This is a genomic window from Bacillus sp. DHT2, assembly GCF_026241455.1.
Lineage (GTDB): Bacteria > Bacillota > Bacilli > Bacillales > Bacillaceae_G > Bacillus_A > Bacillus_A pseudomycoides.
In genome coordinates this window covers 134,816-161,289 of record NZ_JAPHWH010000009.1, presented here as the reverse complement: position 1 = coordinate 161,289, position 26,474 = coordinate 134,816, and the positions used below count along the sequence as shown (strand labels likewise).

The following is a 26,474-nucleotide window of genomic DNA, read 5'->3' as shown; positions in this document are numbered from 1 at the left end:
TTGTTCGCCTTGAGGTCCAGTCATTTCAATTGACGCAATTTGTAGTAAAGTAATTTGTAAATTTTCTATTTGCATGATGATTTTTTGGAACACAAGATGATTGATTCTAAATAATTTAGTGATATACAGTGAAAAGTTGAGTAGGTTTTGTAATTCAATATATGTTGCATTTGCTACAAAAGGTTGATTATCCAAAATAGTAATTAAATTTTCGACAATTGCAATGCCAGCTTCTCGCTGTGTAAGCGTTAAGTTTAAACGTTCCAGGAACCCCTTTATTATTTCTAATAAGGTTATAAGTTCTTTTGTGTTAGATTCTGTTGGATTGGAAAATACAGCTGGAATAATATTAGTTAGGTCACTTAAAGTATCGGAAAAAAGATTCGCGTATAATTTAGGAATAGGGGTATAATGGACTGTCGGAATACGATGAGGTTGTGTTGGAAAATACGGTTTTGAAATCTTTTTTTGGTTATCATTAAAATAAGACATTAAAATGCTCCTTTCTAATTGAGATGGTGAAAAACCTATCATAGTAGATGCAAGTTAAAGATAAAAAGGAATAGGGAAACGGGCAGTTTATGTGAAAAATAGTAAAAACGCCCATTTATAAGGCGTTTTCTTTTTGTTTTGCATATTGATAATACCTTTTTAATGAAATTTTTGATTTGAAACCAACGCGTTTCATGATTTCTTGCTCTGGGATGTGCTGTTTAATTAACCGTAAAATAAATGTATTTCGAAAGTGTTGGCCGGAAATGCCTTTCCGTAAATTTGCCCGTGCCACCTCAAGACGAATCATTTTTTGGACGGCTATTTCTGTTAGTGCTTTTGGAGCATCATTTTCGTACACCCACCGATATGTGTTACGGTTGAAATCAAATGCCACAAATAGCGGGTCATCACTATGGTATTTGGGACGAACTGGTTCAGGGATTTTTTTATAATAGTTATATAGTTGTTGTTTGTCGTCGTGAGTTAAATCAATGGTTCTTTCAACACCTGCTACTGCTGGAATGGAAATTGTATTCGTTTCAAAATGAACGTGATGCATATTTAATGATACAAGTTCTTGTAGGGATAAGCCGTAGTCAATGAGTAAATTTACAATAGAAATATTACGATCCATTAGTAATGGACGGACAGGGCGTTGTTTCTCTGATAATCCTTCTAATGAAGTCAGAGTATGTTTTAAGCGTTTTTCGTCCTCTTTTGAAATGAAATCTTCATCACGTAACGCGCGATTAGGTTGGATGACGAGTTTCATGTCCTTTAATGGGTTTGGGAGGTTTAAAAACTGATATAGTCTATTTAAGACAATAAAAACACGGTGCATTGTTTTTTCAGAGTAATGCCGTTTCTTTTTTAAGTCGGAAAAATAATCTTCATAGTCTTTTGTACAAAGTGTAGCCCATATATTACTAGAGGAAAGTTTTTTATTTCTTTCTAACCAATGCCCAAAATCTTCAATATCATAGACGTAACGTTTAATGGTTGAAGGTTTTCTTCCTTTATTTAATAAAAAGGAAGAAAAAGCTTGTACCGTATCATGAATTTCCTTTGTTTCCATATTCCCACCACCCTGTTTTTTTCTTATATTATAACAAATTTTTCTGAAAACAGTTATTTGTATGGGAAGTGGAAAAATTAATGATATTTTTTGGTGAGTCGATAAAAAGAGGTGATTGTATGGAACAATCGATGCGAAAGAAAAATAATAATCAAATTAATATTGTGTTAAATCACCGAAAAAAAATTTCAGTACCTGCTCCAGAAAAGAAATCGGTAATTTCAAGTGAAACGTCTACGAAGCATGAGATGCTGCAGCGGATTGAAGAAGAAATGGGTAAACTTGTTGGAATGGAAGATATAAAAAAAATCATAAAAGAAATTTATGCATGGATTTATGTAAATAAGAAAAGGCAAGAAATTGGCTTAAAGTCAGAAAAGCAAGTGCTTCATATGTTATTTAAAGGAAATCCAGGAACGGGGAAAACAACTGTCGCAAGAATGATTGGGAAATTATTATTTGAGATGAACATTTTATCAAAAGGGCATTTAGTCGAAGCGGAACGCGCGGATCTTGTGGGAGAATATATTGGGCATACAGCACAAAAAACAAGAGATTTAATTAAAAAAGCCATGGGTGGAATATTGTTCATTGATGAAGCGTATTCGCTAGCGCGTGGTGGAGAGAAAGATTTTGGAAAAGAAGCGATTGATACGCTTGTCAAACATATGGAAGATAAGCAACATGGATTTGTTTTGATTTTAGCGGGATATTCAAGAGAGATGAATCATTTCCTTTCTTTAAATCCAGGTTTGCAATCGCGTTTTCCATTTATTATTGAGTTTGCGGATTATACAGTGAATCAGTTGCTTGAAATTGGAAAGAGAATGTATGATGAACGAGAATATCAATTATCAAAAGAGGCGGAATGGAAATTCCGTGATCATTTACATGCGGTGAAATATTCATCACAAATTACATCATTTAGTAATGGACGCTATGTCCGGAATATTGTTGAGAAATCCATTCGTACACAGGCAATGCGCTTATTGCAAGAGGATGCATACGATAAGTATGATTTAATTGGGATATCAAGTAGTGATTTAACGCTTGAAGAAGAGACGCACAGTTCATAAACTGTGCGTTTACTTTATTATGGAAGAGAAACGTAATGCATCGTATTCTATTTTGTATTTTTTGTTTTTGCTCGTTGTTCTAATTTGCTTTTTGGACTTGTATCAGCTACATCTGATGCAAGTCCTTGTGGATTAACGCTACTACTTTGTCCGCGATTGCGGTTGTTGTTTCCTTTTGCCATTCTTTATCACCTCTATTCTTCTTTAGCTTTTTGTTGATATGCCCTATGATATCGCTCCATCTTTTTGCTTTTTTCATGGGCGGATTTTGGGTCGAAGCTAATTTGGTTAACTGAGCTTTTTTGAGCGCCTTTGTTTACGTGGTTTGTCATTATGTTCACCTCGCTTTAAAGTTTAGTATGGACACTCTGAACAGAAAAAAACGTTGGAAAAGAAAAACCTCTTTACGTCATGTAAAGAGGTGAATTTACTATTTATGCAAGGAACGCTCTTTATTCTCTAAGCGTCTGTGCGGTAAATGCCATTTGTAATGAATGGAAATCATGCGGAAGCAAACAATAAAAATAAATAAGGTGTATAGAGCCCAGTCACTGACAATAATCTTGGCACCAATTAAAAATCCTGCTAAAATCGTCCAAAATGCATATACTTCTGCGCGAAGGACGAGAGGTTTGCGGCGTGCTAATAAATCACGAATGATACCACCGCCAATCCCTGTTAAAACAGCTGCAACAATTGTAGCGCTAATAGGTAAGTTGAGCTTTTGTGCATAAAGTGCTCCTTGTACAGCGAATGCTGATAAGCCGATAGCATCTGTGATGTTCTCCCATCTTTTCCAATGTTTAATTAATTTATTTGGAAATAGAAAGATAATCGTCATTGATAAAAGTGCAATTTGAAATAACATGTCTTGTTGCCAAAAAGCGCCGATTGGATAGCCGATTAATAAATTACGAAGGGCACCTCCTCCAAAGGCAGTTGCCATCCCTAAAATATATACCCCGAAAATATCGTAATCTTCTTCCATTGCGACAATAGCTCCGCTGAGTGCGAAGGCAATTGTACCGATGATGCTAAAAATCTCCCATGCCATGAATTTTCTCCCTCGCTAACTAGATGAAATGTGCTTCCTCTGCTATTATATTAGAAGGTTTAATTTTCGAAAAGGGTGAGTGAACATATTTGATGGAAGAAAAAGAAAAAGTCATATTAGTTGGCTGTCAATTGCCACAAGATGATGATGAACGGTTTATGCATTCCATGAAAGAACTCGCATCGCTAGCGAAGACGGCACGTGCAGAAGTTTTGGTATCTACAACGCAAAAACGTCCGAAATTTCACCCTGCTACTTACATAGGTAAGGGGAAATTAGAAGAACTTGCAGCGCTGACGGAAGAATTAGAACCAGCTGTTATTATATTTAATAATGAATTAACACCGAGCCAAATTCGCAATTTATCAGCTATGTTAGATGCGAGAGTAATCGATCGAACGCAACTAATATTGGATATTTTTGCTCAGCGTGCGAAATCAAGAGAAGGTAAGCTTCAAGTGGAATTAGCTCAGCTACAATACACGATGCCACGTCTTATGGGGCAAGGGCTAGCGCTATCACGTCTTGGAGGCGGGATTGGTACGAGAGGTCCTGGTGAAACGAAGCTAGAAACAGATCGTCGTCACATTCGCTCTCGTATTGATGAGATTAAGAAGCAGTTAGCGATTGTTGTGGAGCACCGGAAAAGATATCGTGAGCGCCGAAAGGATAATCAAGTATTTCAAGTTTCGTTAATTGGGTATACAAATGCTGGGAAATCGACGTTATTTAACAGATTAACAGAAGCAGATACATTTGAAGAAAATTTGCTGTTTGCGACGTTAGATCCAACAACAAGAAAAATGCAATTGCCGTGTGGATATACGGTGCTATTAACTGATACGGTGGGGTTTATTCAAGATTTACCAACATCATTGGTTGCTGCGTTTCGCTCTACACTGGAAGAAGCGAGGGAAGCGGATGTGATTTTACATGTCGTTGATTCTGCAGATCCAAATTATGTAGGTCATGAACAGACGGTGAAAAAATTACTACAAGACCTTGAAATTGACCACATTCCGATTATTACGGTTTACAATAAGAAGGATAGATTACATCAAAATTTTATTCCGTTTCCAAAAAATGATTTTCTTATGACAAGTGCTTTTGAAGAAACGGATCTATTAAGCTTGAAAGAATCGGTAGAAACGAAGATGATGGAAGAGATGGAATCGTATAAGGTCATGATTCCTCCGAGTGAAGGTAGATTATTAACGCTTTTAAAAACAGAAACGGTATTAACTGGGATGGAATTTAAAGAAGATGGATTCTTGTATGAGTGTACAGGTTATATATTTGCTCATTCACCGCTGAATGGACAGTTAAAGAGATTTTTAGTGGAAAAAGGAGAAGAGAATAAAAATGTTTGATCGTTTGAAAAATGGAGAAAGAATTGCTCCTATTGTAAAAGAAGTAGAAGAACAAATTACCGGTGTACATAAACGTATTGATACAATAATTGAAAGTAATCAATTTCGTGTATTAGAAAGTTTTCGTAAACATAAAATTAGTGATTCACACTTTATTCCAACAACAGGTTATGGCTATGATGACATCGGTCGTGACACATTAGAAAAGGTGTATGCTGATGTATTTGGAGCAGAAGCAGGGCTTGTTCGTCCGCAAATTATTTCAGGTACACATGCGATTTCAACAGCTTTATTTGGTATTTTGCGCCCTGGTGACGAATTATTATATATAACAGGGAAGCCATATGACACATTAGAAGAGATTGTTGGTGTGCGCGGGAAAGGTGTTGGTTCTTTTAAAGAATATAACATTGGTTATAATGCTGTACCGTTAACGGCGGAAGGACGCGTTGACTTTAAAGCTGTAGAAGCAGCTATTCAGGAAAATACGAAAATGATTGGTATTCAGCGTTCAAAAGGGTATGCGACTCGTCCGTCATTTACAATTGCAGAAATTAAAGAGATGATTTCTTTTGTAAAAGAGATTAAATCAGATGTTGTTGTATTTGTAGATAACTGCTACGGAGAATTTGTTGAAGAGTTAGAACCGTGCCATGTCGGGGCAGATTTAATGGCAGGGTCTCTAATTAAAAACCCGGGTGGTGGAATTGTAAAAACAGGTGGCTACATTGTTGGGAAAGAACAATATGTAGAAGCTTGTGCATATCGTTTAACATCTCCAGGTATTGGAGCAGAAGCAGGGGCATCTTTATATAGCTTACAAGAAATGTATCAAGGTTTCTTCTTAGCTCCTCATGTTGCTGGTCAAGCGTTAAAAGGGGCGGTCTTTACAGCTGCATTTTTAGAAAAGTTAGGAATGAATACATCACCAACTTGGAATGCTGCAAGAACAGATTTAATTCAGTCTGTTCAATTTGATGACAAAGAGCGTATGATTGCATTTTGCCAAGCAATTCAATACGCATCTCCAATTAATTCTCACTTTACACCGTATCCAAGCTATATGCCAGGTTATGAAGATGATGTCATTATGGCTGCAGGTACGTTTATTCAAGGTGCAAGTATTGAGCTATCAGCAGATGGTCCAATTCGTCCTCCGTATGTTGCCTATGTGCAAGGTGGATTAACTTATTCTCACGTGAAGATTGCGATTTGTTCTGCGATCGATGCGTTAATTGAAAAAAATCTATTAACAATTTCGTAAGGGAAAGCTGTCGATTTCGGCAGCTTTTTTGTATAGAAGAAGGTATTTATGCCATTTTAAAAAAGAATGAAAAAATTTATAAAAAAACCATGTTAGAAAAGCTAACATCTGTTGACATCAAACATAACATGATATAAAATGAGAAACAGTTAAGGCGAAGGAGGAACTGAAACAATGAAAGAAGATAGACGTTCTGCCCCGCTGTTTCCTATTGGTATTGTAATGGATTTAACACAATTATCTGCTCGTCAAATTCGCTACTATGAAGAGCACAATTTAATTTTCCCAACCCGTACAAAGGGAAATCGTAGATTGTTTTCATTTAATGATGTAGATAAGTTGTTAGAAATTAAAGATTTGTTAGATCAAGGCTTAAATATGGCTGGTATTAAACAAGTGTTACAAATGAAAGAAAATCAAACAGAAGCAGTGAAAGTAAAAGAAGAAACGAAAGAAATTTCAAAATCCGAGCTTCGTAAAATTCTTCGAGATGAATTGCAACATACAGGTAGATTCAATCGAACTTCATTACGGCAAGGTGATATTTCAAGGTTTTTTCACTAAAGATTACTGATTCTGAAGGTGTTTAGAGGGACTAAGGAGGAATATATAATGGCAAAGTACACAAAAGAAGATATTTTTCGTTTAGCGAAAGAAGAGAATGTAAAATATATCCGTCTACAATTTACGGATCTTTTAGGGATTATTAAAAACGTAGAGATTCCAGTTAGTCAGTTAACGAAAGCTCTAGATAACAAAATGATGTTTGATGGATCTTCAATTGAAGGATTTGTTCGTATTGAAGAGTCTGACATGTACTTATATCCAGACTTAGATACTTGGGTAGTATTCCCTTGGACTGCTGAAAAAGGTAAAGTAGCTCGTTTAATCTGCGATATCTACAATGCTGATGGCACTCCATTTGAAGGTGACCCACGTAACAATTTAAAACGTATGTTAAAAGAAATGGAAGCACTAGGATTTACAGAATTCAACCTTGGACCGGAACCGGAGTTCTTCTTATTCAAAGTTGATGAAAAAGGAAATCCAACATTAGAACTAAACGATAACGGTGGATACTTCGACCTTGCGCCGATGGATCTAGGGGAAAACTGTCGTCGTGATATCGTTCTTGAACTTGAAGAAATGGGTTTTGAAATTGAAGCATCTCACCATGAAGTTGCACCAGGACAGCACGAAATTGATTTTAAATATGCGAATGCACTTCGTTCATGTGATGACATTCAAACATTCAAACTTGTTGTAAAAACAATCGCTCGTAAACACGGTTTACACGCAACATTTATGCCGAAACCATTATTCGGAGTGAACGGTTCTGGTATGCACTGTAACTTATCTCTATTCAAAAATGGAGAAAACGTATTCTACGATCAAAATGGTGAATTACAATTAAGTGATGATGCGCGTCACTTTATCGCAGGTATTTTAAAACATGCCCCGGCATTTACAGCGGTAGCTAACCCAACTGTAAACTCTTACAAACGTTTAGTACCTGGATATGAAGCGCCTTGTTACGTAGCATGGTCTGCACAAAACCGTAGTCCATTAGTGCGTATTCCAGCATCTCGCGGTATCAGTACACGTGTAGAAGTACGTAGTGTTGACCCAGCTGCAAACCCATATTTAGTAATGGCAACATTATTAGCAGCAGGTCTTGACGGAATTAAAAATAAATTAACTCCGCCAGCTGCAGTGGATCGTAACATCTATGTAATGACTAAAGAAGAACGTGAAGAAGCAGGTATCGTTGACTTACCAGCAACATTAGCACAAGCGTTAGTTACACTACAATCTAACGAAATTGTATGTGGTGCATTAGGTGAACATTTACTTGAGCACTTCATCGAAGCGAAAGAAATTGAGTGGGATATGTTCCGCACGCAAGTTCACCAATGGGAACGCGATCAATATATGTCTCTTTACTAAGAGGCTTAAACCCTTGACACATAACGTGTTGAGGGTTTTTCTTTGTAAAGGGGCAGGTGCAAGTTACTCTGTTATTCGTCAGTTAAATAAACCAGAATCATACCGAGTGTGGGGAGAAAAAGATGGTTGGTTAAATCTTGGAGGAAATCAGTGGGTATATAACAATCCTTCTTACATCAAGTTTGAGAAGAAAGAGCCAGTTAATCCAATTGTAGGAAAACGCGTTGTATCCAAAGTAAATGACCTACGTTTCTATAATTCTCCATCTTGGCATGATAAAGACGTGGCTGGTACTTTAGATGCAGGACTAGGGTTTACAATCGATGAAAAAGTAAATGTCAATGGATCACCACAATACAAAGTACACAATTCGAAAGGGAATACGTACTACATTACAGCTAGTGATGCATACGTAAACGTACGTTAACATAAAAGAAACCGGCTCTTAATTGAGTCGGCTTTTTTACTATGTATTAAACTTTAGCATTCATAAATAACTCTTTTAATTCTTCTGTAGATAATTTGCTTTCTAACGCTTTACTTAAGTCAAGTATAGAAGTTTAATAATCTACTACTACTTTTAAACTATCAGTCTTCTTTTCTTCTACATTGTCTTTACTGCAACCTACCCCTAAAGCTAGAGTAATTGGTAATGCAACTGCTAATATTTTACGTTTCATTGACATAGTCCCCCTTGTTACTACTTTATGTTTTTCATCTTTTTATCTGCTTCTAATAGTAAATCAGATGCTTTCGTAAACGAGTCTGCACCTTGCTGTACGACACCCTTATCTTTCATGATTAAGCCGTTTTTCGTTGAACTTATTCCACCTTTTAACTCATACATAGCGTCTTTTACCGTATTTTGTACGTCGTTATACTTCTTACCTGGGTCTAACTCAATTACTTTATCAGTTATTTCCAACAAAGCCTTAGACTTCTCTCTATACTCTTCTTCTTTTTCTTTTATTGATTTATCACTAGTTATGACTTCTTTTAATACTAGTGACTCTTTAGTTATATCTTTCATTAAAGAGTTTAATTTTGACTTGTACTCTTTTTCTGCTTTACTATTTGATACTTCTTGATTATCAGTCTCCGCTACTTCTAGACTGTCAGTTTTACTTTCAGAAGCGTCTTTTGAACAACCTACCCCTGCTACTAACATAATTGGTAATGCTACTGCTAATAGTTTACGTTTCATTGTTATATACCCCTTTGTTTGGTTTCTTATTATTCGTTTTACGATTTTGTTAAGCTTAAAATAACTCCAAGTGACTCCATAAGACCGTCACTACCTTCATCAATCAGTTCACCTGACTTATTAATCTTTGTTTCATCTAATGTTGTAAACCCCTCTACCATTATGTCTAGACCTTTATCAAAAGTATATAGAGATTGAGATAACTCTGATTGCAAGTTATCGTACTCTACTGGTGGTTTAATTTCTCTTAATTTCTTGTTTGCTGACTTCATTTCACTTACTACTTGCTTTAATTCATCGTGTGTGTTAAGGAATGTAGGGTCTTTCTTTTCTAACTCACTGAATTTATTTTGTGCTTGTACCCAAACCATAGATATGTTTTGTACTTTTAAAACGTAATCTGTTTTACTCGTTAGTCTACCTTCTTCGTCTGTCTCAAATACCCTTTCGCTTACTGCAATGTTGTTAGACTTCTTTTTCTTATTCGTGTATCTCTTTATTATCCATGTTAGTAGAAGAATAGGTACTGCTATGGACATTACTCTAGCCACTACCGATGTTTCCCCAGTTCCTAAACTAGCTATTGCCCCTGCAAGAGCGAAAAAGAGAGCAGGAACTATGATTACGAACACTAGTATTTTTCGTCCCATATGTAAAACTCCTTTGTTTGAATACTGTTATTGACTATTACCTACGTTTTACTTGACGCATCACGCTACCATCGTCTCCTACCATCTTGTATCCCGTATCAGTAAAGTTCTCCATTTTATAGGTCATAGATTGTTTCATTTCACCAGGTTCAGCCTTTTTGCCGTCTTTTACATATTCGTCTATTGTCAATGTCATTTCTCTCGTGTCTCCATTGTAAGACCATTTTCCATCCATATGTGAGTTCTCATAAGGTGTGTTGTCTACATCATCAAATATAGTGTATGTACCATCTTGACGGAACTCTGTTCCTTTAGTGAATTTATCACCAACATAACTACCCCATTCACCTACTATTTCTTTACCGTCTTTTGATAAAGGGATAGCGTCAGGTCTTTTGGTATGTTCTACAGCTTCCTCAATTGGTTTCATACCTTTTTCTAAGTAGTCATTACCTTTGTACATTAAGTCTTTTAATTGCTCCGTCTTATTCTTTGTTACAGAACCACTTTTTGCTAGACTTAATTGTGTGTCAATCGCTTCTTTATAACAGTCTATTGCTTTTAAAACAGATTTGTGTTGTTCTTCAAACTCTTTTGGTGGGTCTATCTTGTAAAACTTAACATATATTTCTTGTAACTCATCTGCACTTTTTAAGATTTTCTTGTTTTGCTCTTTTACATCCTTGTCTTTTCCTTTTGATACTTCAGTTAGTTCTTCCATCTTCAACTTTAACTCATAATGTAAGTTTGACATACGAGAAGGGTATGCTTCGTTCGATAACTTTTCCTTGTCTTCTTCTTTTACTTCTATCTTTGCTACCTTTGTGTCTGCTTTCTTCTCTATATTGTCTGTTCCGCAACCCCCTAGTAACATGATTGGAAGTGCTAAACTTACTAGTTTCTTTGCTTTCATTATGTATCCTCCTTTTAGAAAGTATTGTAATTAATTAACATATTGTACCATAGCATAAATTATATAAATAAGATATAAAGATTTTCCATCCTTAAGAGAAATTTTGAGTGTTTTAACAATATGAAAAAATGTATTACGGTTGTAGAGAATCCCTCTCTGCATGTTTTTCTTCCAAATTTACCCTTATTCGCCCCCGAACATTTAGTGTTTGGGGGCTTTTTTTATGCTCCCATAAACTCACTATCAAAGTAGAACTTATCCATTAAGTTATTTACAATACCGTTGAAGTAAGCGAATTTACCCTTATTCATTGTTGCTCCGGATTTAATTTTCATAACAAACTCTTTAATAGCTTTTAAGCCTATAGTAAGCTCCTGGTCTTTAGTAAATGCTTTATCACCTGTAGAGAAGTTAGTAGTTTTATTACACTGTCTTACGACCTTCCACAGTTCTTGAATTGTTTTAGATTCAGAATAGAAAGAGCTAACTAGAGAAATAAAACGTTCTGGTACCCAATGGGCAACAAAATCAGCTTCTTTAATTTTTTCTTCAGGTGTAGTGATATTTTCATTACTATTACGTTTGTTTTTATCTTTTATATTTTGTTTTAAGGAAACAGGGGTTGTTTTAATGGTAGGACACTTTGTAGGACTTTTTACCACTACCTTGTCGGACACTTCTTCCACAATTGGTTGAATGATAATAGCATTAGAAGTTTGAAGCATATCTTTTTTACGCTTCATAGAAACTTGCTTAATCATCTCTAAATCCACAAGTTTCTTCATTAAACGTTGTACAGTTTTATATGAAACTTCCATTTTTTCAGCGATTCTATTTTTACATAGGAAACTAACGCCTACATATTTGCAGCTGTGGCGTTTTAAAATTTCAAGTAATGTAATTAGTTTAGATTGTACGTCAGTACGCTTAATAGACATATGGATATTGTCACGGTATGTACGTACAGTTTTATTTAGTTCTTCCACATCTGTGAATGATGATAAGTTGTGGAAGGATACTTCATTTGCGATAACATCGATACGTTTCTTCATTATATAGGCCCCTTTGTATAAACAAAAAAGCAACAGAATGCCGTGTGTAAGCAAACTGTTGCTAAGGAGCTCTTACGTACTGTAGAATAGTTCGTAAGAGTACAGCAAGTGTTTGCCTAGTGTGATTAGGCGGACGGTATATAGAGTGTTGGTAGCACTTTATATACACGCTGTGCTCTTTTGTTTTTTTGATTAATAGGTGCCCACAAAAGTACCCACAAAATGCCCACGAAATAATGAAACAATATTATTTGTTTTGAGTTTCAAATTTTAAAGATTCCCTATAAATTTAGGTTTCGTGATTATTTTGATTTGTTATTAGGGTGTGAAGCTTGATCCGCACGCAAGTTCACCAATGGGAACGCGATCAATATATGTCTCTTTACTAAGAGGCTTAAACCCTTGACACATAACGTGTTGAGGGTTTTTCTTCGTAAAGGGGCAGGTGCAAGTTACTCTGTTATTCGTCAGTTAAATAAACCAGAATCATACCGAGTGTGGGGAGAAAAAGATGGTTGGTTAAATCTTGGAGGAAATCAATGGGTATATAACAATCCTTCTTACATCAAGTTTGAGAAGAAAGAGCCAGTTAATCCGATTGCAGGAAAGCGTATTGTGTCCAAAGTGGACAAACTACGTTTCTATGACTCTCCATCTTGGCAGGATAAAGACGTTGCTGGTACCTTAGATGCAGGACTAGGGTTTAAAATCGATGAAAAAGTAACTGTCAATGGATCATCACAATACAAAGTACACAATTCGAAAGGCAACACGTTCTACATCACCGCAAGCAATTCCTATGTTAACGTACGCTAACGCAAAAGAAACCGGCTCTGTAATCAGAGTCGGTTTTATTTATTCCTTTCGTGTTAAATAGGGTCAGTAGGAAAAACCACACCGATAAATCCAGGATTTCTAACTTGAGCTCCGATGAATGCCAATCCACCAAACTCACCTACATTTGCCACAACTCGATAACGAACAGGGTCTGTTGGGAGTACTGGATCACTTGGGGAATCTACCCATGTAAACGTAGAGTTAAAGGTATAAAGCGAATTTGGCTCGGAAAGATCACCTACATAGTTTCCAGATACAATCGTATCTGTCAGCAGCACATCATTACGGAATAGCTGATACGTAATGGCATCTATATTTTAAAAAAGATCAACTACTTCTGTCTCAACAAAAACTTCTGTACTGATTGTTGAGTCTAACTGAACTCTTGCTGTTCCTCCTGCTACTGCTTGGGCAGGAACTAAGAACTCCATAATCGGGATATTAAGTGTGTTTTCCGGAAGGGGAATAGGAGGTGGATTTGGTGACAAAGGAGTAAAAAATAAGCGTGGAATTGCAGCTGGCGCTGAACCCGGGAAAGGAGCGGAAATCGAACTAGGAACAGGACAAGGAATTGCAGCAGAGTTACAGTTTTTTCCGTTATTTAGGCTCAAGAATAATCACAATCCTTTACTTATAAATTATATTTAATACAGTAGATGCGAAATGATTTCGTTTTTCTTATATGTTTACCTAGCTAGGCTCTAGCTATAGGGGGAATTCTCCAAAGAAGTTGCCGGTACTTTAGAGTCAGGACTAGGATGTACTATTATTAATAAAGTAACAGCAAACGGATCCGCACAATATAAAGTGAAAAATAGTAGAGGTAATGTGTACTACATTACAGCAAGTCCTTATTATGTAAAAATTAAATAATAAGCATAAAAAGTGCCGGCTCTTAATTGAGTCGTTTTTTTTAGTTTTACCTCCCTAGGAAAATATTTTCTGATAATTATTTTTCAATTAATTTAAACAGGGAGTTTATATATAATGTGTAGAACTATGTTAATATTTTAGGAAAATAGGGGGGCTTGTTATGAGTGCACATATAGTAACTAAAGAGCAAATCAAACACTTATTAGATACTTGGTATCAATCAATGTTGAAGCAACAAGTGGAGAAAGCAAGGCAACTAAAAGAAGAAATTGACAATAATATTAATCATGTAGAATTGGATGAAGATGTATTACTGTATTTTGCCTTATTAAATTTCAGATATAATGTGCTGACTGACTGGATTTCGATTAAAGAAGATAGCTTTAATAATGTGGAATCTTTTGAAATTCCTAACAAAGGATACTTGGCATATTATTATCACTTTTTCAAAGCCATTTATCTTATGTTTGTTACAAAATATAAAGAAGCAAAAGAACAATTTGAGACAGCTGAAAATCTTTTGAAATATGTTCCAAATAAGTTGGAACAGGCGGAATTTTATTATCGATTAGGCTATTTTTATAATCAGTCTTATCAACATATGTCAGCGATTGATTGCATAAAAAAAGCAAAAGAAGAATTCATAAAGCAACCAGATTGCGAGATTAATGTTGCTTTATGTGAAAATATGTTTGGATTATGTTGTATCGATTTAAGACAATTTGAATTAGCTGAAGAAACATTTAATGCTGCACTAGATGTATTTCAAAAAGCTAATCATAAAAAATATGTGTTGATGGTTCGAAATAACTTAGGATTACTGTATGCAAATCAAAATTTATCAGAATTAGCAATTCGTCATTTATCAGAAGTTACAAATCACTCTCAAAATCATTTTCGTGCAATTTATTTGGAATCGGATGAAAATTTGAAAATAGGTGAATATGAAAAAGCTGAAGGATTAATAGAAAAAGGATTGTACATCTGTGATCAACTGGAAAATCAGGAGTATCAACATCGTTTCATGATTTTAAAAGCAATGAATACAAATACAGCTGCATTGGAAAAGGCTGTTTTTGCAGGAATTTCGTATTTCGAAAAAGAAGAATTATTTGATTGCATTGAAGAATATACAGATCGTTTAGCTGATAAATTTTATAATGACAACAACTATGAAAAAGCAGTCGAGTATTATCGTATGGGTAAAGAAGCCCGAAAAAAACAAATGGAAAAAGGAGCATTAAGATGATAAAAAAAATCCTCTTAACAACAATAGGTTGTGCATTTGCGGTATCTATAACAACTGGATTTTCGACATTAAACAAAGGAGATGGAGGAGCACCTGTAAGGCCAGATTTAGCGTTAAATAAAGTTGATACGATATCTGATAATAAGGGGGATGGTGGCGGAGCTCCTGCAAGACCTGACTATGTTAATATTGGTGACGGTGGTGGTTCGCCTTCTAATGCGCATGGAAACGGTGGAGGCATTGTAGCAAAAGAAATTTAAGTGAATTTGCAGTAAAAGAAGAACATTTACCCTCACTAAAAGATGTTCTTCTTCTTTTTTTACTTCAAATCAGATATCTTTCTAACTTGTTTTTCCTTCGCTTTAAAATCCTTCTTGTATTGCTTAAATTCTTGTTTATCAACATAAAATTTTTCACCAGTAGCTATATTTTTTACTAAGCATGTTTTAGCGAAAAATTCCTTTGTGAAATAATAAATCAATAATGCTACTAAAGAAAAAGTGAAAGTAGGAATGAATAAAATAACTGCAATAACTGCCAACCATGTATCTAAAGTTGTGTTAGCTCTTTTTAGAACTAATCTTTCTCCAGCTGCAGCTTCTGCTTGTTCCAATTGTTGCATACGTTGCAACGATCCGACTGTATCATAACTAATGAAATAACCCCCTTTTTACACAATATTTACTTCTGTCTTTCTGCTTCTATTTTGTTACCTTTACTATCTACCATTCTTAAAGAACCTGCTCTGAAAAACTCAACAGTATAATCTACTACCGCATTCATTTGTCTAGCATCTATCTTCTTACCGTCTTTAACAAATTCAGTAGGAATCATAGTTACTTGCTTCTTGTCTGCATTATATAACCACGTACCTGTCATATGGTTGTCTTCATAAGAAGACTTACCAGTATCATCATAAGCCGTGAATGAATTATCTTCTCTAAAGTCTAAACCTTTATGAAACTCAGAACCTTTGTAACTACCCCACGAACCAAATAATTCTTTACCGTCTGCGGATATTTGCACATTGTCATCATCGGATTTAGAAGTTGAAGGAGTATCAGTTTTTGCTCCTGTATCGAAACCAAGAGCGTTTGCTTGTTTTACTGTAGCGTCTTCAATTGGTTGGAAACCAGTTTTCCAATAACCATTACCTTCTTTTATTAAGTCCATTGACTTTTGAGACTTGTTTCTGTCTTCATCTGTAACTTTTCCTTTGCCTTTTATAATTTCAACTTGTAATGCATAGGCTTTACTATAACAATCTAACGCTTTTAAGACTTCCTTATGAGAGTCCTTAAACCCTTTAGGTGGTTCTATCTTATCGAATTTAGAAATAATCTTTTGTAACTCAGTCTCTTCTTTTACTATCTCTTTTACTAAATCCTTTTCGTCTTTCGTTTTATCCATTGCTATCTCAGTTATAGTAGAGATTTTATTCATTAACTCAGAAGATAAACTCGTCATACGAACTGGATACTGCTCTTTTGATAACTTATCCTTAGTTTCTGACTTAGACTCTATTTTTTCTTTTGGCTTTGCGTCTGTTTTATCGGTACCACAACCTGCCAATAACATAATAGGTATCGCTAAAGTTACTAGTTTCTTTGCTTTCATATTTCTATTACCCCTTATTAGTTGAATGATTGTATGTATAATTACAAGTTACTCTATTACTTTGTATGTTCTTCCATTTTCTTATCAAGTGCTTTGGCGTAGGCATCTTTGGTTTCCTGATTTAACTTATAAATTGCTTCTCTCCACTGTTCTCCATCTACACCTGACATATGTGGAGAACTTTTTAATACAGCTTCTTGAATCTTCAGTCCATCGTCTTTATCAGCGTCTTTTATTAACTTTGTTCCTTTTCTTGCATCTGTTATCCCTTCTTGTACGAGTTTATGAATGTCTTTGTATTTATCAGGTACTATTATGTTCTCCATACGGTCTAAGGCTTCATCCATATTGTTTGCTGTTTTAAATACATCTTTATATTTCTTATTATCTTTTGAAGCTTCTCCTAGTTTTAACAATATTTTATCCTTCTTGAATTGAAACTCTACCAGTTGCTCACAAATATAATACGGATACTGTTTTTCAGATATTACTGTTTTCGACATTGCTTTACTAGTTTCCTCAGTCTTAGGGATAGAATCTTTATCTCCTACCCCACAACCTACTAATAATAGAACAGGTATTGCTAATGATACGAGTTTCGTTGCTTTCATTATGTATACTCCTTCTTAACAGTGTTGTAATTGACTAACATATGGAACTGTAACATAAAATAAATAAATAAATCTAAGTTCATTTTTTTGTCCTTAAAGGAAATTTTAGGAATTTTAATAATATGATAACATGTATTACGGTTGTAGGGAATCCTCCCTCTGCATGCTTTTCTTCCCAATTTACCCTTATTCGACCTCTAACGTTTAGCGATTGGGAGCTTTTTTATACTCCCATAAACTCTTTATAGAAGTAGAACTTGTCCATTAAGTTATTTACAATCCCATTGAAATAAGCAAATTTACCATACTTCATTTTTATTCCAGACTTCACTTTCATAACAAACTCTTTAATAGCTTTTAAGCCAATAGTAAGCTCCTGGTCTTTAGTAAATGCTTTATCACCTGTTGTGTAATTAACAACTCTATTACACTGTCTTACAACCTTCCACAGTTCTTGAATTGTTTTTGATTCAGAATAAAAAGAGCTAGTTAAAGAAACGAAACGTTCTGGAACCCAGTGAGCAACAAAGCAGCTTGTTTAATATTCTCTTCAGTAGTATTACTATTCTCATTACTATTACGTTTGTTTATATCTTTTATATTTTGTTTTAAGGAAACAGGGGGTGTTTTAATGGTAGGACACTTTGTAGGACTTTTAGTAGGTTCCTTGTCGGACACTTCTTCCACAATAGGTCGAATTACTATAGCATTAGCAGTTTGCATCATATCAGAATTACTTTTCATAGATACCTGGCGGATCATGCCGAGGTCCACAAGTTTCTTCATTAATATTTGTCTCCTTTGTGGAAACAAAAAAGCAACATAATGCCAAATTTAAGCAAACTTTTGCTAGGTGTTTTTTACCCACAATTCGCCCACATATCTTTCTTGTCATATCAAAGTTTATCCGTAATAAGAAAATAGAGAAGAAAAGCCCGCAAAAGCAGGCTGTGTTTTGTCGGCCGCTTAATGACCATATTTTGACCATATTTATTTCAAAAGCAAACGAATATTATCGAAAGTCAATATACAAACAATTGTCGTTAAACATTGGTACTACGACATTTATGCATAGCTTAATAGATACAAATATTTATTGATTTTTGTTCCGCACGCAAGTTCACCAATGGGAACGCGATAAATATATGTCTCTTTATTAATATTTTAAAAATAAAACGCAATAAACATTAATGTGACGCGGTTTCTGAGTAATCAGGAACCGCGCTTTTGTGTGTCTGTAAATGTATTGAGAATATTGATTATTTTTACTAAGAACTGAAATTCTTGATACTACTGATATCAAGGATTTCAAAGTTGAATTAAATTTGAAGTAGGAATCTAATTATTCGTAAGGACTATCTAAAACACATGATCATGAGACTACTATGATTACAAATCTGATAAATTAATAAAAGGTTTTGTTCTAATTATAGAAATCGCCTTACTCAATCAAATGAACGTATCAAATTCATTCGACTTGGGTGGAGAGGATGCTTTTTTCATGAGTTTTTCCCATAATTGTATGAACCTTCTCCATTCCGATGTAGCAGGATGGTTTTGATAAATAACATTTTCATAACTAAGAGTGAGTTTTTGCATATCAGTCGAATTGTAAAGGTTATCTACATGGATTGCATATTCTCTCAATGTTTGGCTTTCGTTGCGTGAGATGCCGGTTCTTTCCAGTTGTTTTAAAAGTGCATCATAAGCTTTTGCATAAACATCATCTCCTTTTCGGTATTTATAGGAGAGAATGATAAAAAATGCGAACCACTTTATTCTAGTAGTAAAGAGGGCATAGCCAGTTATGCTAATTGATATGATACAAAGGAACAAGTATCCCCATGAAAATCCTTTTTTGGAATCCATAATCTTTCCGTTAGAGAGGACTTCGGTATCTTCTATTAAATTTTTTTGTTTTGTTTCTGCATTTCGCTGTGGAGTTTGTTCGTTGCTAGGTATCGTAGTTTCGCTATTTGGTGAAGTGGCAGTTGGAGCAGAAGCGTCATGTGTAAAGTTATATGGATTGCTGAAACCCTTTGTTGGTTCGAACGGGACCCATCCGTATCCTGGAAAATATACTTCAACCCAAGAGTGTGCATTGTTATTATCGATTGTGTAAATGTTCTCATAATCTGAATTCGTTACTTTGTTTTCAAGAGTGCCCCCGGTATAGCCCTTTACCCAGCGTGCCGGAATCCCAATAGAGCGAAGTAAAACAATCATAGACGTGGAAAAATTATTGCAGTATCCACTTTTTGTATCAAATATAAATTGATCTGCATAATCTTGATCCTTTCCAGGAACCTTAACATGTTCTGTTTCATATACAAAAGAATTATTTGCGAAGTAGCTTTCAACAGCTAATACTTGATCGTATCGATTGTTTTTATCTTTTGTAAGATTTATCGCTAAGTCTTTTACCCTCTTTGGTAATGAGTCCGGTAATTGAGTATATTTTTCTATGAAATAAGAGCTTGCCTCTAGACCCTCAGCCGCTTTTACAGCTTTTAAGTTTTCGATAGAAAAATGAGGAGTCTTATAAGTCACCTTATATTTATTTAAGGTAGTAGAAGAGCCTTCTTTCATCATATCGATTTTTTCCGAAAAGGGATCTGCACGGAATGATACATCTGAAGCAGCTTCAACCGATACTAATCCCGCGGGATAAATAAGGTGAGGTGAGTCTTTTTGCATGGTGATAATTGCTTCGGCAGTTTCCGTTTTTGTATTTTGTTCATACCAACTCAATACGTTGTTTTTATTCTTAAAAGAAATTTTTTTCGGGTTATCAGAAATTTCCCAACCCTTTCCGGTATAAAAGTCTTTTGTTTCAACTCTCCAATATTGACTATTTTGCATTTGCGCTGTGAAAACAACTGTGTCGTCCCATTTAAAAGGACCGCCTAATTGAGAGTCATCCATACCGTAACCGACTTTGTTGATTGTTGTCTCTTTATTTGCTGAAGGTGTATCGAATCTGAAGAAAGTATCAATATTGGATAATTGAGGACCGGGTTTGGGAGCGAAATATCCAATAGTTATCGTAAATATAATAGATACCGCAATTGGGATGAGCAATTGCGGTGTGGATTTGGTATGCTTTTGTAAGTTCTCGAACGTTTTTATACGTTCAATCTGGAGAAGGCTGAGCATGAAAAGACCCGTTATAATTGTACGAATAATCGCCTTGTTCATGTCATATAAGCCGAATATATCAAAAATTGTAATATAAATAACGGTTAACGTAAGAAATAAGAGTCCGCGTTTTTGGTGAATCAGCCAATAAAGGGTGAGGAAGCACGAAAACCAAAGAACTAAAAAAAATAAAAAGGTCTGAAAAGATTTGGAAAGATCCCACCAATTTGCTTGAAAGAGAAGGCGGATATTGTGAAAAAAATCAGATAAGAATTCTACCAACCAAGCAGGATGAATAAAAGGTCCCTTATAATCTACCGAATGAATCATAAATAAGATGACTACAATCTTTATCGAAATTTGGAATCGCGTTTGAAAAAAAGAGAGAATGAAGCAAATTCCTATAAATCCTGTAAAGAGGTTCAATCTCACCATGTCTGTAATTTCTATAAGTGGTCGCAACCATTCTAATAAAATGAGAAAACCAAATAAATGCATTAGGAAACTACTGATATCCCATTTATTATTTGAAGGTAATATGGTCATTTGTTCACCTCAAAAAATACATTTGTATAATGATTCTCATAAACTGCTTTCACGAATACTTTTTGTTTTCTTAGCGTTTCGAGTAGGCTTAGTTCCAATTTTGAGAATTGATGTACTTTTTCCTTGACGACAAATATCATTAGCTTACTGCTTTTCAGTGATATACTGTCAGCAACTTTTTGAATATCGGGAGAAAGATTACTTGTTACAAGTATGAATGTTACTGGTTGATAGATTTTCTTTAACTCTATTTCTACAGTTTGAGAGAGCGGAAACATATTGTCTGCTTGTACTTTTGCTAAATGGTGAAAAATTTGTTGTAATTGTGTCTCACCATGACGTAAAGGAAGAACGGTTTGTTCTTTTCCGGCGGATATAAATGATGCTTGTGAATCTTGTTTTAGGATAGACCTCACGAGAGAAGCTGTAAACGTAACAACCAATTCGAACAGGGGAGAGGGGGTTCTGTCCATGAAAATCACGGCATCATGACTTCGTTGTTGTTCAAACTCTTTCGTCATAATCTTGTTTTTTCGAGCAGTTGCCTTCCAATCGATCCATGAAAAACGGTCACCAGGTTTATAGTCTCTGACACCAGATGAGACTGTTGCATCTCTTGCTACATTCACATTTGATGAGAGTGTTCCTTGTTCGAAATCGTTTTCTAATTGTCTATAAGTTATGTCTACATATTGGGGATAAACTAAAAATCTATTGGGAACTGAAAAGATTGTCTCTTTTTCGATAATCCCGAATACATCACCAGTTTTTACACGCACACTCGAAAAGGTGTGTTCTCCTCTTGGGATTGCGTCGATTACATATTGATATGAAATGTTTCGCTTGAATCCTGGAAATAATAACACTTTTGCATTTTTTGATTGTTTGCGAGTTTTGAACTCCATGGGTAGCACTTCTTCTACAATTAAATAAAGCAAGGGGAAGGGGATTTTTCGTTTTATTGTAATAGTGCATAAGAACTGCTGTCCTGCTGTAAACTCCTTTTGATTTGTTATGCGTTTCACCTCGGCGTTCCACAAGGCACAAAAGGGTAACAATAATGAGTAAAGACCGAAAGGACTAAAGGTGTAAAATAGAAACCAGCTTACAAATTCTCCTTGTAACATGGTGTATACAAATGTTAAAGCGATGAATAAAGCAAGCAACGATAGCTTCCCGGCGTGACGACCATTTCGTAGTAGCTGTTTCATTAGGAGTTTTTCGCCTTTTGAGCCGGTACTGGAGTCCGGGCGATAATTTTTATGATAACGCTTTCTGGTGTTATCCCTTCAAATTTCGTCTCTATTTTTAAAATGAGTCTATGAGCTAAAACATATGGAGCTAAACATTTAACATCATCTGGAATGACAAAATCCCTGCCATTTATGAGCGCATAAGCTTGTGCAGCTTTCATCAAAGCAATGGAGCCACGGGGGCTAGCCCCTAGCTGTACGGAATTATAAGATCGGGTTTGATTAACGATTTTTACGATGTAGTGTTTGATGGCCTTGTCTGTATATATTGCCCGTACGTTTTGTTGTAAGTGTAGTAATTCTTCTATTGTAATAACGGCTTGTAAATGAGAGATAGGCTTTGTTTTTTCTGTCCGATTTAAAATTTCAAATTCTTCTTCCGGTGTGGGATAGCCCATTTTTAGCTTTAGTAAGAAACGGTCGAGCTGAGCCTCTGGTAAAGGATACGTTCCTTCATACTCAATTGGATTTTGTGTAGCAATTACAAAAAATGGTTTTGGTAAAGGTCTTGTTATACCATCTACTGTTAAATTGCCTTCCTCCATACTTTCAAGCAAGGCTGACTGTGTTTTCGGTGATGTACGGTTAATTTCATCAGCAAGCACGATATTTCCTATAATAGGTCCTGCCATAAATTCAAATTGATATTCTTTCGGATTATAAATAGAAACACCTGTTACATCTGATGGCAGTAAATCAGGAGTGAATTGAATCCGTTTGAAATCTGCATCTATGGATTTTGCAAGGGCCTGTACCATCATTGTTTTTCCGACACCTGGAACATCTTCTAATAGTACATGGCCTTCGGTTAAGAGAGCCGCTAAGGTAAGAATGATTTCCTTTCGCTTTCCGACAATCACTTTTTCAATATTATTGATTATCTTTTCTACAATTGGGTGCAAAGAATCGAGTTGCGTCATCGTACTCCTCCCAATTTCCTTTTTTATAGTTGATTCAATTTATTGTGAAAATTATGTTTCGTGTAAAATGAAATTTGCTTTTTGATTTTTGTTGCAAGAAAAAACCAATCTACGGGGAAACTGAAGGGGATTTGCTTGAAATGGTTGGTGTTGTTGAGGAAATCACCCCTTTTTGTCACTTTATATAATTTCTATGTCATTTAAGGAAATCCTACTCTACGTTTTTAAATTATTTTGTTTTGACTCTAGTCCTATGTGCATGGAATTTGTTTCCAGTGTAAAAATATTTCACTAGAAACATAGATTAACAATATTCTAGTAACTATGGGATTTAACAACTAATTGACAAGTTCAATAAAATTACACTTATCCCAACGTATTATTCAGAAGTATTTTAGATTTTGAGGTTGAATATTTCATTTGTAAAATAGGGAAAAGCAATTGTATGAGCTGTCCCTAACAAACATCACTCTGAGTAGTGTTTGTATTAAAAATTATTGTTTGTTTAATGTTCTATTAAGTTGGATAAAGGAATTTCCTGCTCATTTTGAGGCTCATTAAGGGGGTAAATTCTAGCTGTTTCATTATTTTCATCTACATTTTGAATATAAATCGGAACTCCATTATAGGTTACATTAGCCATAACCGGTGAAGATGCAATCTCTTGTGCTCGTTGTTTGTTCATGATAATGACCTCCTTTTGACTTATAACAGTAATAATATGTACTTTAAACTACTTAATTATTCTTAATACTCAATAGTACGCAAATAGGTATTAATTCTGATTTTAAGCATATAAGTTTATAAAGTTTATCTTGATGGACAAGGAGTGAGCTTTTTTTGGCCACCGATAATGATAGGTTATGTTAATTTCCACATGTATACGAGATTTATCATTATTTATGTTGTGATGAATAGAAAAAATAATCTTATTTTTATAGTCATAATGAACTTTTATTGATGGTATTTTTATCTATATTTATTCATAAGAATAGAACTAGCGTAGTATTTACTGGGGGGGATTGAGAATGAATAGGGATGAAACCTCATTACATCCTGATACGGGTGTTACGTCTGTAATGTTTGTTGAACGATCATTAAATGAAATTCGTTTTTGGTCTAGAATCATGAAAGAGCATTCTCTATTTCTTCGATTGGGGTTTAGATGTGAGGATACTCAATTAATCCAAGAGGCTAATCAATTTTACCGATTGTTTGAACACATCGAACAAATTGCATATTCTTATACAAATCAAACAGATCCTGAGCAAATAAAGAAATTTAATTCAGAAGTACAACAAGCTGCAACTAATATTTTTGGATTTAAACGAAAAATTCTAGGATTAATTCTCACATGTAAATTGCCAGGACAAAATAATTTTCCACTGTTAGTTGACCATACAAGTAGGGAAGCTGATTATTTTAGAAAACGCTTAATTGAATTAAATGAAGGTAGATTGGATGCTCTTCCTGATGCTATTATTAAAGAAAATGTTTTCTTTTTAAGGATTATGGCAGACCATGCTAAATTTATTGGTCATCTTCTTGATCCATCGGAAAGAAAGCTGGTAGATATAGCCCGGAATTTTAGCAATGATTTTGATGAATTGATGTATCAAGCAATTGACTTAGAATCTATGAAACCACAATCTCAAACAGTTCCTCTTTTAGATCAATTTTTGGATCAAAATCGTGTGTCAGTCACATCTCTTCGGGATTTTAAGAAAACGGCACGTGATTTAATTGAGCAATGTAAAATAAAGAGTATCATTCATCCACTATTAGCAGACCATGTTTTCCGTGAAGCTGATAGATTTCTTGAAATAATTGATATGTTTGATGCTCATCTTACAAGCGTTAAATCACAATCTAGATAGTAGGATGTGGGTAAAAACACCATTTTTTCCATGAGTTAAGAAGCTAACAATAAATTGTTAGCTTCTTTTTCTTGTGATTTATCTTCTTGATAATTAAGAATTAGGAAGGTGAATTATATAGTTAATGAATGAGGGCTTAATACAAATTAGTGGAGTTTTATATTGCTAGATTTGAAATGTATCAAGTATATTATCTTTCCCTTCTTTATTGATTCCGATATGTTTAAGTGTGATTTATGGTGTACTATGATTGAGTATTCCTTGCAACTGACCTCTTTATTTACAGTATTTTGAATGTATACTTTTGTTATGTATTTTGGGATATCGGGGGGGCGGCATAAAGTTAATGTTTAAGGGGAAATGAATGTAAACTGATAATAAAAAGTTTACATTCAAATCATCGAAAAAGAGTCCTATTAATTTAGAACTCTTTTTCGGTTTGATGTAATTCTGAATTCTTAAGTTGATGGGCGTGGGGCGCTAGGGGGGATTTAATGAATAATGGACAACAACAATCTATTCCTGGTCACTTTGTCATGGATACAAAGGGGGCTATGCTGCTTCCACCGGAATTGAAAGCTACGCCTTCTGAATCATTAACTGAACAATTATTTATTGAACGCTCTTTAACTGAAAATCGATTTTGGTTACGGATTATGAAGGAATATGCACTTTTTCTTGGTGAAGGATTTAATCGGAAAGATAAAAACCTAATTCAGCAAGTAGATCAGTTTTTTCAGCTTTTTGATCGACATTTACAAAAAGCATTCTCTATTCCTCAAACTGTTCAAGCGGTCAGGCAATTAAATGAAGAAAGTATTCAGCTAGTTTATGCGTTTCGTAATTATAAAAGAAATCTTTTAATTTTAATTATTAATTGTAAGGTAAGTGGTTTCAATTTTCCGTTATTAGTAGATCATGTTGCACGAGAAGCGGAATATTTTATAAGAACGCTTCAGAAATTTAATGAAGGAAAAATGGATCCAATTCAAGATGCGATAATTAGTGAAAATGTGTTTTGGCTAAAAATTATGATGGAGCACTCTCGTTTTATTGCCTCTTTGCTTGATCAATCAGAGCGAAATTTAGTTCATACTGCTTTTAAAATTCGGTGATGATTTTGAAGTTCTCCTTAATCAAGCTAGGGATGTTGAATCGATGTTATATCAGAAGGAACCAACATATCCGATAATCGGAAAGCTAAATAAAGATAGTGAAAATGCCACAGTTGAATTGAGAAATTTCAAAAAGGCGGGATTGGAACTTATTCAAACATGCCAAATTCGAAATATAATTAATGCATTACTAGCTGATCATGTTACAAGAGAAGCTGAGCATTTCTTATTTATGATTCATGTGTTGGAAGAAAGGTTGAAACAAAAACAAATGCAGCAATCGATGGAATGAGTGCTTTGTTATCGTGATGGATACATACTAGAGTGTTCATTTGTTG

26 protein-coding genes and 6 pseudogenes are annotated in these 26,474 nt (G+C 34.9%); 11 read left to right on the top strand and 21 right to left on the bottom strand.

Going from position 1 to position 26,474, the window contains the following annotated elements; all coding sequences use genetic code 11:
• Nucleotides 1-51 precede the first annotated feature (51 nt).
• Nucleotides 52-492 (bottom strand): annotated as a pseudogene (locus tag ORL93_RS20345) (collagen-like repeat preface domain-containing protein); the annotation flags it as partial.
• 115 nt (nt 493-607) lie between these two features.
• A complete protein-coding gene (locus ORL93_RS20340; protein ID WP_006095584.1) occupies nt 608-1,570 on the bottom strand; it encodes a tyrosine-type recombinase/integrase in 963 nt (320 codons plus the stop codon).
• A gap of 119 nt (nt 1,571-1,689) precedes the next feature.
• Between ORL93_RS20340 and spoVK the strand changes: the two genes are divergently transcribed.
• Entirely contained in the window at nt 1,690-2,646 is a 957-nt protein-coding gene (gene spoVK, locus ORL93_RS20335; protein WP_018765230.1) for a stage V sporulation protein K, read from the top strand.
• Between the two features lie 47 nt (nt 2,647-2,693).
• Here spoVK and ORL93_RS20330 read toward each other — a convergent pair whose 3' ends face one another.
• From ORL93_RS20330 to ORL93_RS20320, 3 genes are all read right to left on the bottom strand, one after another.
• On the bottom strand, nt 2,694-2,828 hold the full coding sequence (locus ORL93_RS20330; RefSeq protein ID WP_001051869.1) for a hypothetical protein: 135 nt from the start codon (nt 2,826-2,828) through the stop codon (nt 2,694-2,696).
• A gap of 12 nt (nt 2,829-2,840) precedes the next feature.
• The gene (locus ORL93_RS20325; protein WP_003208046.1) at nt 2,841-2,978 is read right to left on the bottom strand and encodes a hypothetical protein; all 138 of its coding nucleotides are present in this window, start codon (nt 2,976-2,978) and stop codon (nt 2,841-2,843) included.
• Nucleotides 2,979-3,076: 98 nt separating this feature from the next.
• Entirely contained in the window at nt 3,077-3,700 is a 624-nt protein-coding gene (locus tag ORL93_RS20320) for a trimeric intracellular cation channel family protein (RefSeq protein ID WP_003203441.1), read from the bottom strand.
• Nucleotides 3,701-3,792: 92 nt separating this feature from the next.
• Here ORL93_RS20320 and hflX point away from each other — a divergent pair, with 92 nt between their 5' ends.
• From hflX to ORL93_RS31300, 5 genes and pseudogenes are all read left to right on the top strand, one after another.
• A complete protein-coding gene (gene hflX, locus ORL93_RS20315) occupies nt 3,793-5,070 on the top strand; it encodes a GTPase HflX (RefSeq protein WP_006095585.1) in 1,278 nt (425 codons plus the stop codon).
• A complete protein-coding gene (locus ORL93_RS20310) occupies nt 5,063-6,334 on the top strand; it encodes a methionine gamma-lyase family protein (protein ID WP_033796336.1) in 1,272 nt (423 codons plus the stop codon). The genes hflX and ORL93_RS20310 overlap by 8 nt, the downstream gene beginning before the upstream one ends.
• Before the next feature lie 174 nt (nt 6,335-6,508).
• Complete coding sequence (glnR, locus tag ORL93_RS20305; protein WP_002014475.1) at nt 6,509-6,898, top strand: transcriptional repressor GlnR; 390 nt, start codon at nt 6,509-6,511, stop codon at nt 6,896-6,898.
• A 48-nt stretch (nt 6,899-6,946) separates the two neighbouring features.
• On the top strand, nt 6,947-8,281 hold the full coding sequence (glnA, locus tag ORL93_RS20300) for a type I glutamate--ammonia ligase (protein WP_003203448.1): 1,335 nt from the start codon (nt 6,947-6,949) through the stop codon (nt 8,279-8,281).
• Between the two features lie 34 nt (nt 8,282-8,315).
• Nucleotides 8,316-8,708, top strand: a pseudogene (locus tag ORL93_RS31300) (N-acetylmuramoyl-L-alanine amidase); the annotation flags it as partial.
• A 133-nt stretch (nt 8,709-8,841) separates the two neighbouring features.
• Here ORL93_RS31300 and ORL93_RS20290 read toward each other — a convergent pair.
• The 5 genes from ORL93_RS20290 to ORL93_RS20270 all read right to left on the bottom strand — a co-directional run bounded on the left by ORL93_RS20290 (nt 8,842) and on the right by ORL93_RS20270 (nt 12,100).
• Nucleotides 8,842-8,967: a hypothetical protein gene (locus ORL93_RS20290; RefSeq protein ID WP_255261246.1), complete on the bottom strand. Its 126-nt coding sequence runs from the start codon at nt 8,965-8,967 to the stop codon at nt 8,842-8,844.
• A gap of 14 nt (nt 8,968-8,981) precedes the next feature.
• On the bottom strand, nt 8,982-9,485 hold the full coding sequence (locus tag ORL93_RS20285; protein WP_003205215.1) for a DUF7018 domain-containing (lipo)protein: 504 nt from the start codon (nt 9,483-9,485) through the stop codon (nt 8,982-8,984).
• A 38-nt stretch (nt 9,486-9,523) separates the two neighbouring features.
• The gene (locus ORL93_RS20280; protein WP_033799034.1) at nt 9,524-10,135 is read right to left on the bottom strand and encodes a DUF7018 domain-containing (lipo)protein; all 612 of its coding nucleotides are present in this window, start codon (nt 10,133-10,135) and stop codon (nt 9,524-9,526) included.
• 37 nt (nt 10,136-10,172) lie between these two features.
• Nucleotides 10,173-11,048, bottom strand: a complete 876-nt coding sequence (locus ORL93_RS20275) for a DUF3994 domain-containing protein (RefSeq protein ID WP_003205210.1) — start codon at nt 11,046-11,048, stop codon at nt 10,173-10,175.
• Between the two features lie 221 nt (nt 11,049-11,269).
• Nucleotides 11,270-12,100 carry a hypothetical protein gene (locus ORL93_RS20270; protein ID WP_003205208.1) on the bottom strand — a complete coding sequence of 277 codons (831 nt, stop codon included), beginning with the start codon at nt 12,098-12,100 and terminating at the stop codon, nt 11,270-11,272.
• Between the two features lie 423 nt (nt 12,101-12,523).
• Between ORL93_RS20270 and ORL93_RS31295 the strand changes: the two are divergent.
• Nucleotides 12,524-12,916, top strand: a pseudogene (locus ORL93_RS31295) (SH3 domain-containing protein); the annotation flags it as partial.
• A gap of 53 nt (nt 12,917-12,969) precedes the next feature.
• Here the strand turns inward: ORL93_RS31295 and ORL93_RS20260 are convergent.
• Together ORL93_RS20260 and ORL93_RS20255 are read right to left on the bottom strand one after the other, a co-directional pair.
• A complete protein-coding gene (locus ORL93_RS20260; RefSeq protein WP_006095589.1) occupies nt 12,970-13,215 on the bottom strand; it encodes a hypothetical protein in 246 nt (81 codons plus the stop codon).
• A gap of 39 nt (nt 13,216-13,254) precedes the next feature.
• The gene (locus ORL93_RS20255; RefSeq protein ID WP_155895706.1) at nt 13,255-13,548 is read right to left on the bottom strand and encodes a hypothetical protein; all 294 of its coding nucleotides are present in this window, start codon (nt 13,546-13,548) and stop codon (nt 13,255-13,257) included.
• A 422-nt stretch (nt 13,549-13,970) separates the two neighbouring features.
• Between ORL93_RS20255 and ORL93_RS20245 the strand changes: the two genes are divergently transcribed.
• Together ORL93_RS20245 and ORL93_RS20240 are read left to right on the top strand one after the other, a co-directional pair.
• The gene (locus ORL93_RS20245; protein ID WP_003199272.1) at nt 13,971-15,059 is read left to right on the top strand and encodes a response regulator aspartate phosphatase; all 1,089 of its coding nucleotides are present in this window, start codon (nt 13,971-13,973) and stop codon (nt 15,057-15,059) included.
• Nucleotides 15,059-15,319, top strand: coding sequence for a hypothetical protein (locus ORL93_RS20240; RefSeq protein WP_033799691.1), 261 nt, complete (start codon nt 15,059-15,061; stop codon nt 15,317-15,319). The genes ORL93_RS20245 and ORL93_RS20240 overlap by 1 nt, the downstream gene beginning before the upstream one ends.
• Nucleotides 15,320-15,378: 59 nt before the next feature.
• Here ORL93_RS20240 and ORL93_RS20235 read toward each other — a convergent pair whose 3' ends face one another.
• From ORL93_RS20235 to ORL93_RS20200, 8 genes and pseudogenes are all read right to left on the bottom strand, one after another.
• Nucleotides 15,379-15,681, bottom strand: a complete 303-nt coding sequence (locus tag ORL93_RS20235; protein WP_003199269.1) for a hypothetical protein — start codon at nt 15,679-15,681, stop codon at nt 15,379-15,381.
• 59 nt (nt 15,682-15,740) lie between these two features.
• Complete coding sequence (locus tag ORL93_RS20230) at nt 15,741-16,676, bottom strand: DUF7018 domain-containing (lipo)protein (RefSeq protein WP_006095590.1); 936 nt, start codon at nt 16,674-16,676, stop codon at nt 15,741-15,743.
• Between the two features lie 56 nt (nt 16,677-16,732).
• Entirely contained in the window at nt 16,733-17,287 is a 555-nt protein-coding gene (locus ORL93_RS20225) for a hypothetical protein (RefSeq protein WP_003199265.1), read from the bottom strand.
• A gap of 223 nt (nt 17,288-17,510) precedes the next feature.
• Nucleotides 17,511-18,082: pseudogene (locus ORL93_RS20220) on the bottom strand (helix-turn-helix domain-containing protein); the annotation flags it as partial.
• 654 nt (nt 18,083-18,736) lie between these two features.
• A complete protein-coding gene (locus ORL93_RS20215; RefSeq protein ID WP_033799035.1) occupies nt 18,737-20,971 on the bottom strand; it encodes a DUF4129 domain-containing transglutaminase family protein in 2,235 nt (744 codons plus the stop codon).
• Complete coding sequence (locus tag ORL93_RS20210; protein WP_098017305.1) at nt 20,968-22,182, bottom strand: DUF58 domain-containing protein; 1,215 nt, start codon at nt 22,180-22,182, stop codon at nt 20,968-20,970. The genes ORL93_RS20215 and ORL93_RS20210 overlap by 4 nt, the downstream gene beginning before the upstream one ends.
• Nucleotides 22,182-23,144 carry an AAA family ATPase gene (locus ORL93_RS20205; RefSeq protein ID WP_018781444.1) on the bottom strand — a complete coding sequence of 321 codons (963 nt, stop codon included), beginning with the start codon at nt 23,142-23,144 and terminating at the stop codon, nt 22,182-22,184. Before ORL93_RS20205 ends, ORL93_RS20210 begins: the two co-directional genes overlap by 1 nt.
• A gap of 505 nt (nt 23,145-23,649) precedes the next feature.
• On the bottom strand, nt 23,650-23,829 hold the full coding sequence (locus tag ORL93_RS20200; RefSeq protein WP_003199254.1) for a small acid-soluble spore protein H: 180 nt from the start codon (nt 23,827-23,829) through the stop codon (nt 23,650-23,652).
• A gap of 343 nt (nt 23,830-24,172) precedes the next feature.
• Between ORL93_RS20200 and ORL93_RS20195 the strand changes: the two genes are divergently transcribed.
• On the top strand, nt 24,173-25,021 hold the full coding sequence (locus ORL93_RS20195) for a DUF2935 domain-containing protein (RefSeq protein ID WP_097793899.1): 849 nt from the start codon (nt 24,173-24,175) through the stop codon (nt 25,019-25,021).
• Between the two features lie 165 nt (nt 25,022-25,186).
• Here the strand turns inward: ORL93_RS20195 and ORL93_RS20190 are convergent.
• Nucleotides 25,187-25,288, bottom strand: a pseudogene (locus ORL93_RS20190) (tyrosine-type recombinase/integrase); the annotation flags it as partial.
• Nucleotides 25,289-25,515: 227 nt separating this feature from the next.
• Here ORL93_RS20190 and ORL93_RS20185 point away from each other — a divergent pair.
• Nucleotides 25,516-26,428: pseudogene (locus tag ORL93_RS20185) on the top strand (DUF2935 domain-containing protein).
• Nucleotides 26,429-26,474 lie beyond the last annotated feature (46 nt).

Bases quoted from the DNA above. Each gene is read 5' to 3' on its own strand.
- ORL93_RS20340 (WP_006095584.1), bottom strand. From the start codon at position 1,570: ATGGAAACAAAGGAAATTCATGATACGGTACAAGCTTTTTCTTCCTTT.
- spoVK (WP_018765230.1), top strand. From the start codon at position 1,690: ATGGAACAATCGATGCGAAAGAAAAATAATAATCAAATTAATATTGTG.
- ORL93_RS20330 (WP_001051869.1), bottom strand. From the start codon at position 2,828: ATGGCAAAAGGAAACAACAACCGCAATCGCGGACAAAGTAGTAGCGTT.
- ORL93_RS20325 (WP_003208046.1), bottom strand. From the start codon at position 2,978: ATGACAAACCACGTAAACAAAGGCGCTCAAAAAAGCTCAGTTAACCAA.
- ORL93_RS20320 (WP_003203441.1), bottom strand. From the start codon at position 3,700: ATGGCATGGGAGATTTTTAGCATCATCGGTACAATTGCCTTCGCACTC.
- hflX (WP_006095585.1), top strand. From the start codon at position 3,793: ATGGAAGAAAAAGAAAAAGTCATATTAGTTGGCTGTCAATTGCCACAA.
- ORL93_RS20310 (WP_033796336.1), top strand. From the start codon at position 5,063: ATGTTTGATCGTTTGAAAAATGGAGAAAGAATTGCTCCTATTGTAAAA.
- glnR (WP_002014475.1), top strand. From the start codon at position 6,509: ATGAAAGAAGATAGACGTTCTGCCCCGCTGTTTCCTATTGGTATTGTA.
- glnA (WP_003203448.1), top strand. From the start codon at position 6,947: ATGGCAAAGTACACAAAAGAAGATATTTTTCGTTTAGCGAAAGAAGAG.
- ORL93_RS20290 (WP_255261246.1), bottom strand. From the start codon at position 8,967: ATGTCAATGAAACGTAAAATATTAGCAGTTGCATTACCAATTACTCTA.
- ORL93_RS20285 (WP_003205215.1), bottom strand. From the start codon at position 9,485: ATGAAACGTAAACTATTAGCAGTAGCATTACCAATTATGTTAGTAGCA.
- ORL93_RS20280 (WP_033799034.1), bottom strand. From the start codon at position 10,135: ATGGGACGAAAAATACTAGTGTTCGTAATCATAGTTCCTGCTCTCTTT.
- ORL93_RS20275 (WP_003205210.1), bottom strand. From the start codon at position 11,048: ATGAAAGCAAAGAAACTAGTAAGTTTAGCACTTCCAATCATGTTACTA.
- ORL93_RS20270 (WP_003205208.1), bottom strand. From the start codon at position 12,100: ATGAAGAAACGTATCGATGTTATCGCAAATGAAGTATCCTTCCACAAC.
- ORL93_RS20245 (WP_003199272.1), top strand. From the start codon at position 13,971: ATGAGTGCACATATAGTAACTAAAGAGCAAATCAAACACTTATTAGAT.
- ORL93_RS20235 (WP_003199269.1), bottom strand. From the start codon at position 15,681: ATGCAACAATTGGAACAAGCAGAAGCTGCAGCTGGAGAAAGATTAGTT.
- ORL93_RS20230 (WP_006095590.1), bottom strand. From the start codon at position 16,676: ATGAAAGCAAAGAAACTAGTAACTTTAGCGATACCTATTATGTTATTG.
- ORL93_RS20225 (WP_003199265.1), bottom strand. From the start codon at position 17,287: ATGAAAGCAACGAAACTCGTATCATTAGCAATACCTGTTCTATTATTA.
- ORL93_RS20215 (WP_033799035.1), bottom strand. From the start codon at position 20,971: ATGACCATATTACCTTCAAATAATAAATGGGATATCAGTAGTTTCCTA.
- ORL93_RS20210 (WP_098017305.1), bottom strand. From the start codon at position 22,182: ATGAAACAGCTACTACGAAATGGTCGTCACGCCGGGAAGCTATCGTTG.
- ORL93_RS20205 (WP_018781444.1), bottom strand. From the start codon at position 23,144: ATGACGCAACTCGATTCTTTGCACCCAATTGTAGAAAAGATAATCAAT.
- ORL93_RS20200 (WP_003199254.1), bottom strand. From the start codon at position 23,829: ATGAACAAACAACGAGCACAAGAGATTGCATCTTCACCGGTTATGGCT.
- ORL93_RS20195 (WP_097793899.1), top strand. From the start codon at position 24,173: ATGAATAGGGATGAAACCTCATTACATCCTGATACGGGTGTTACGTCT.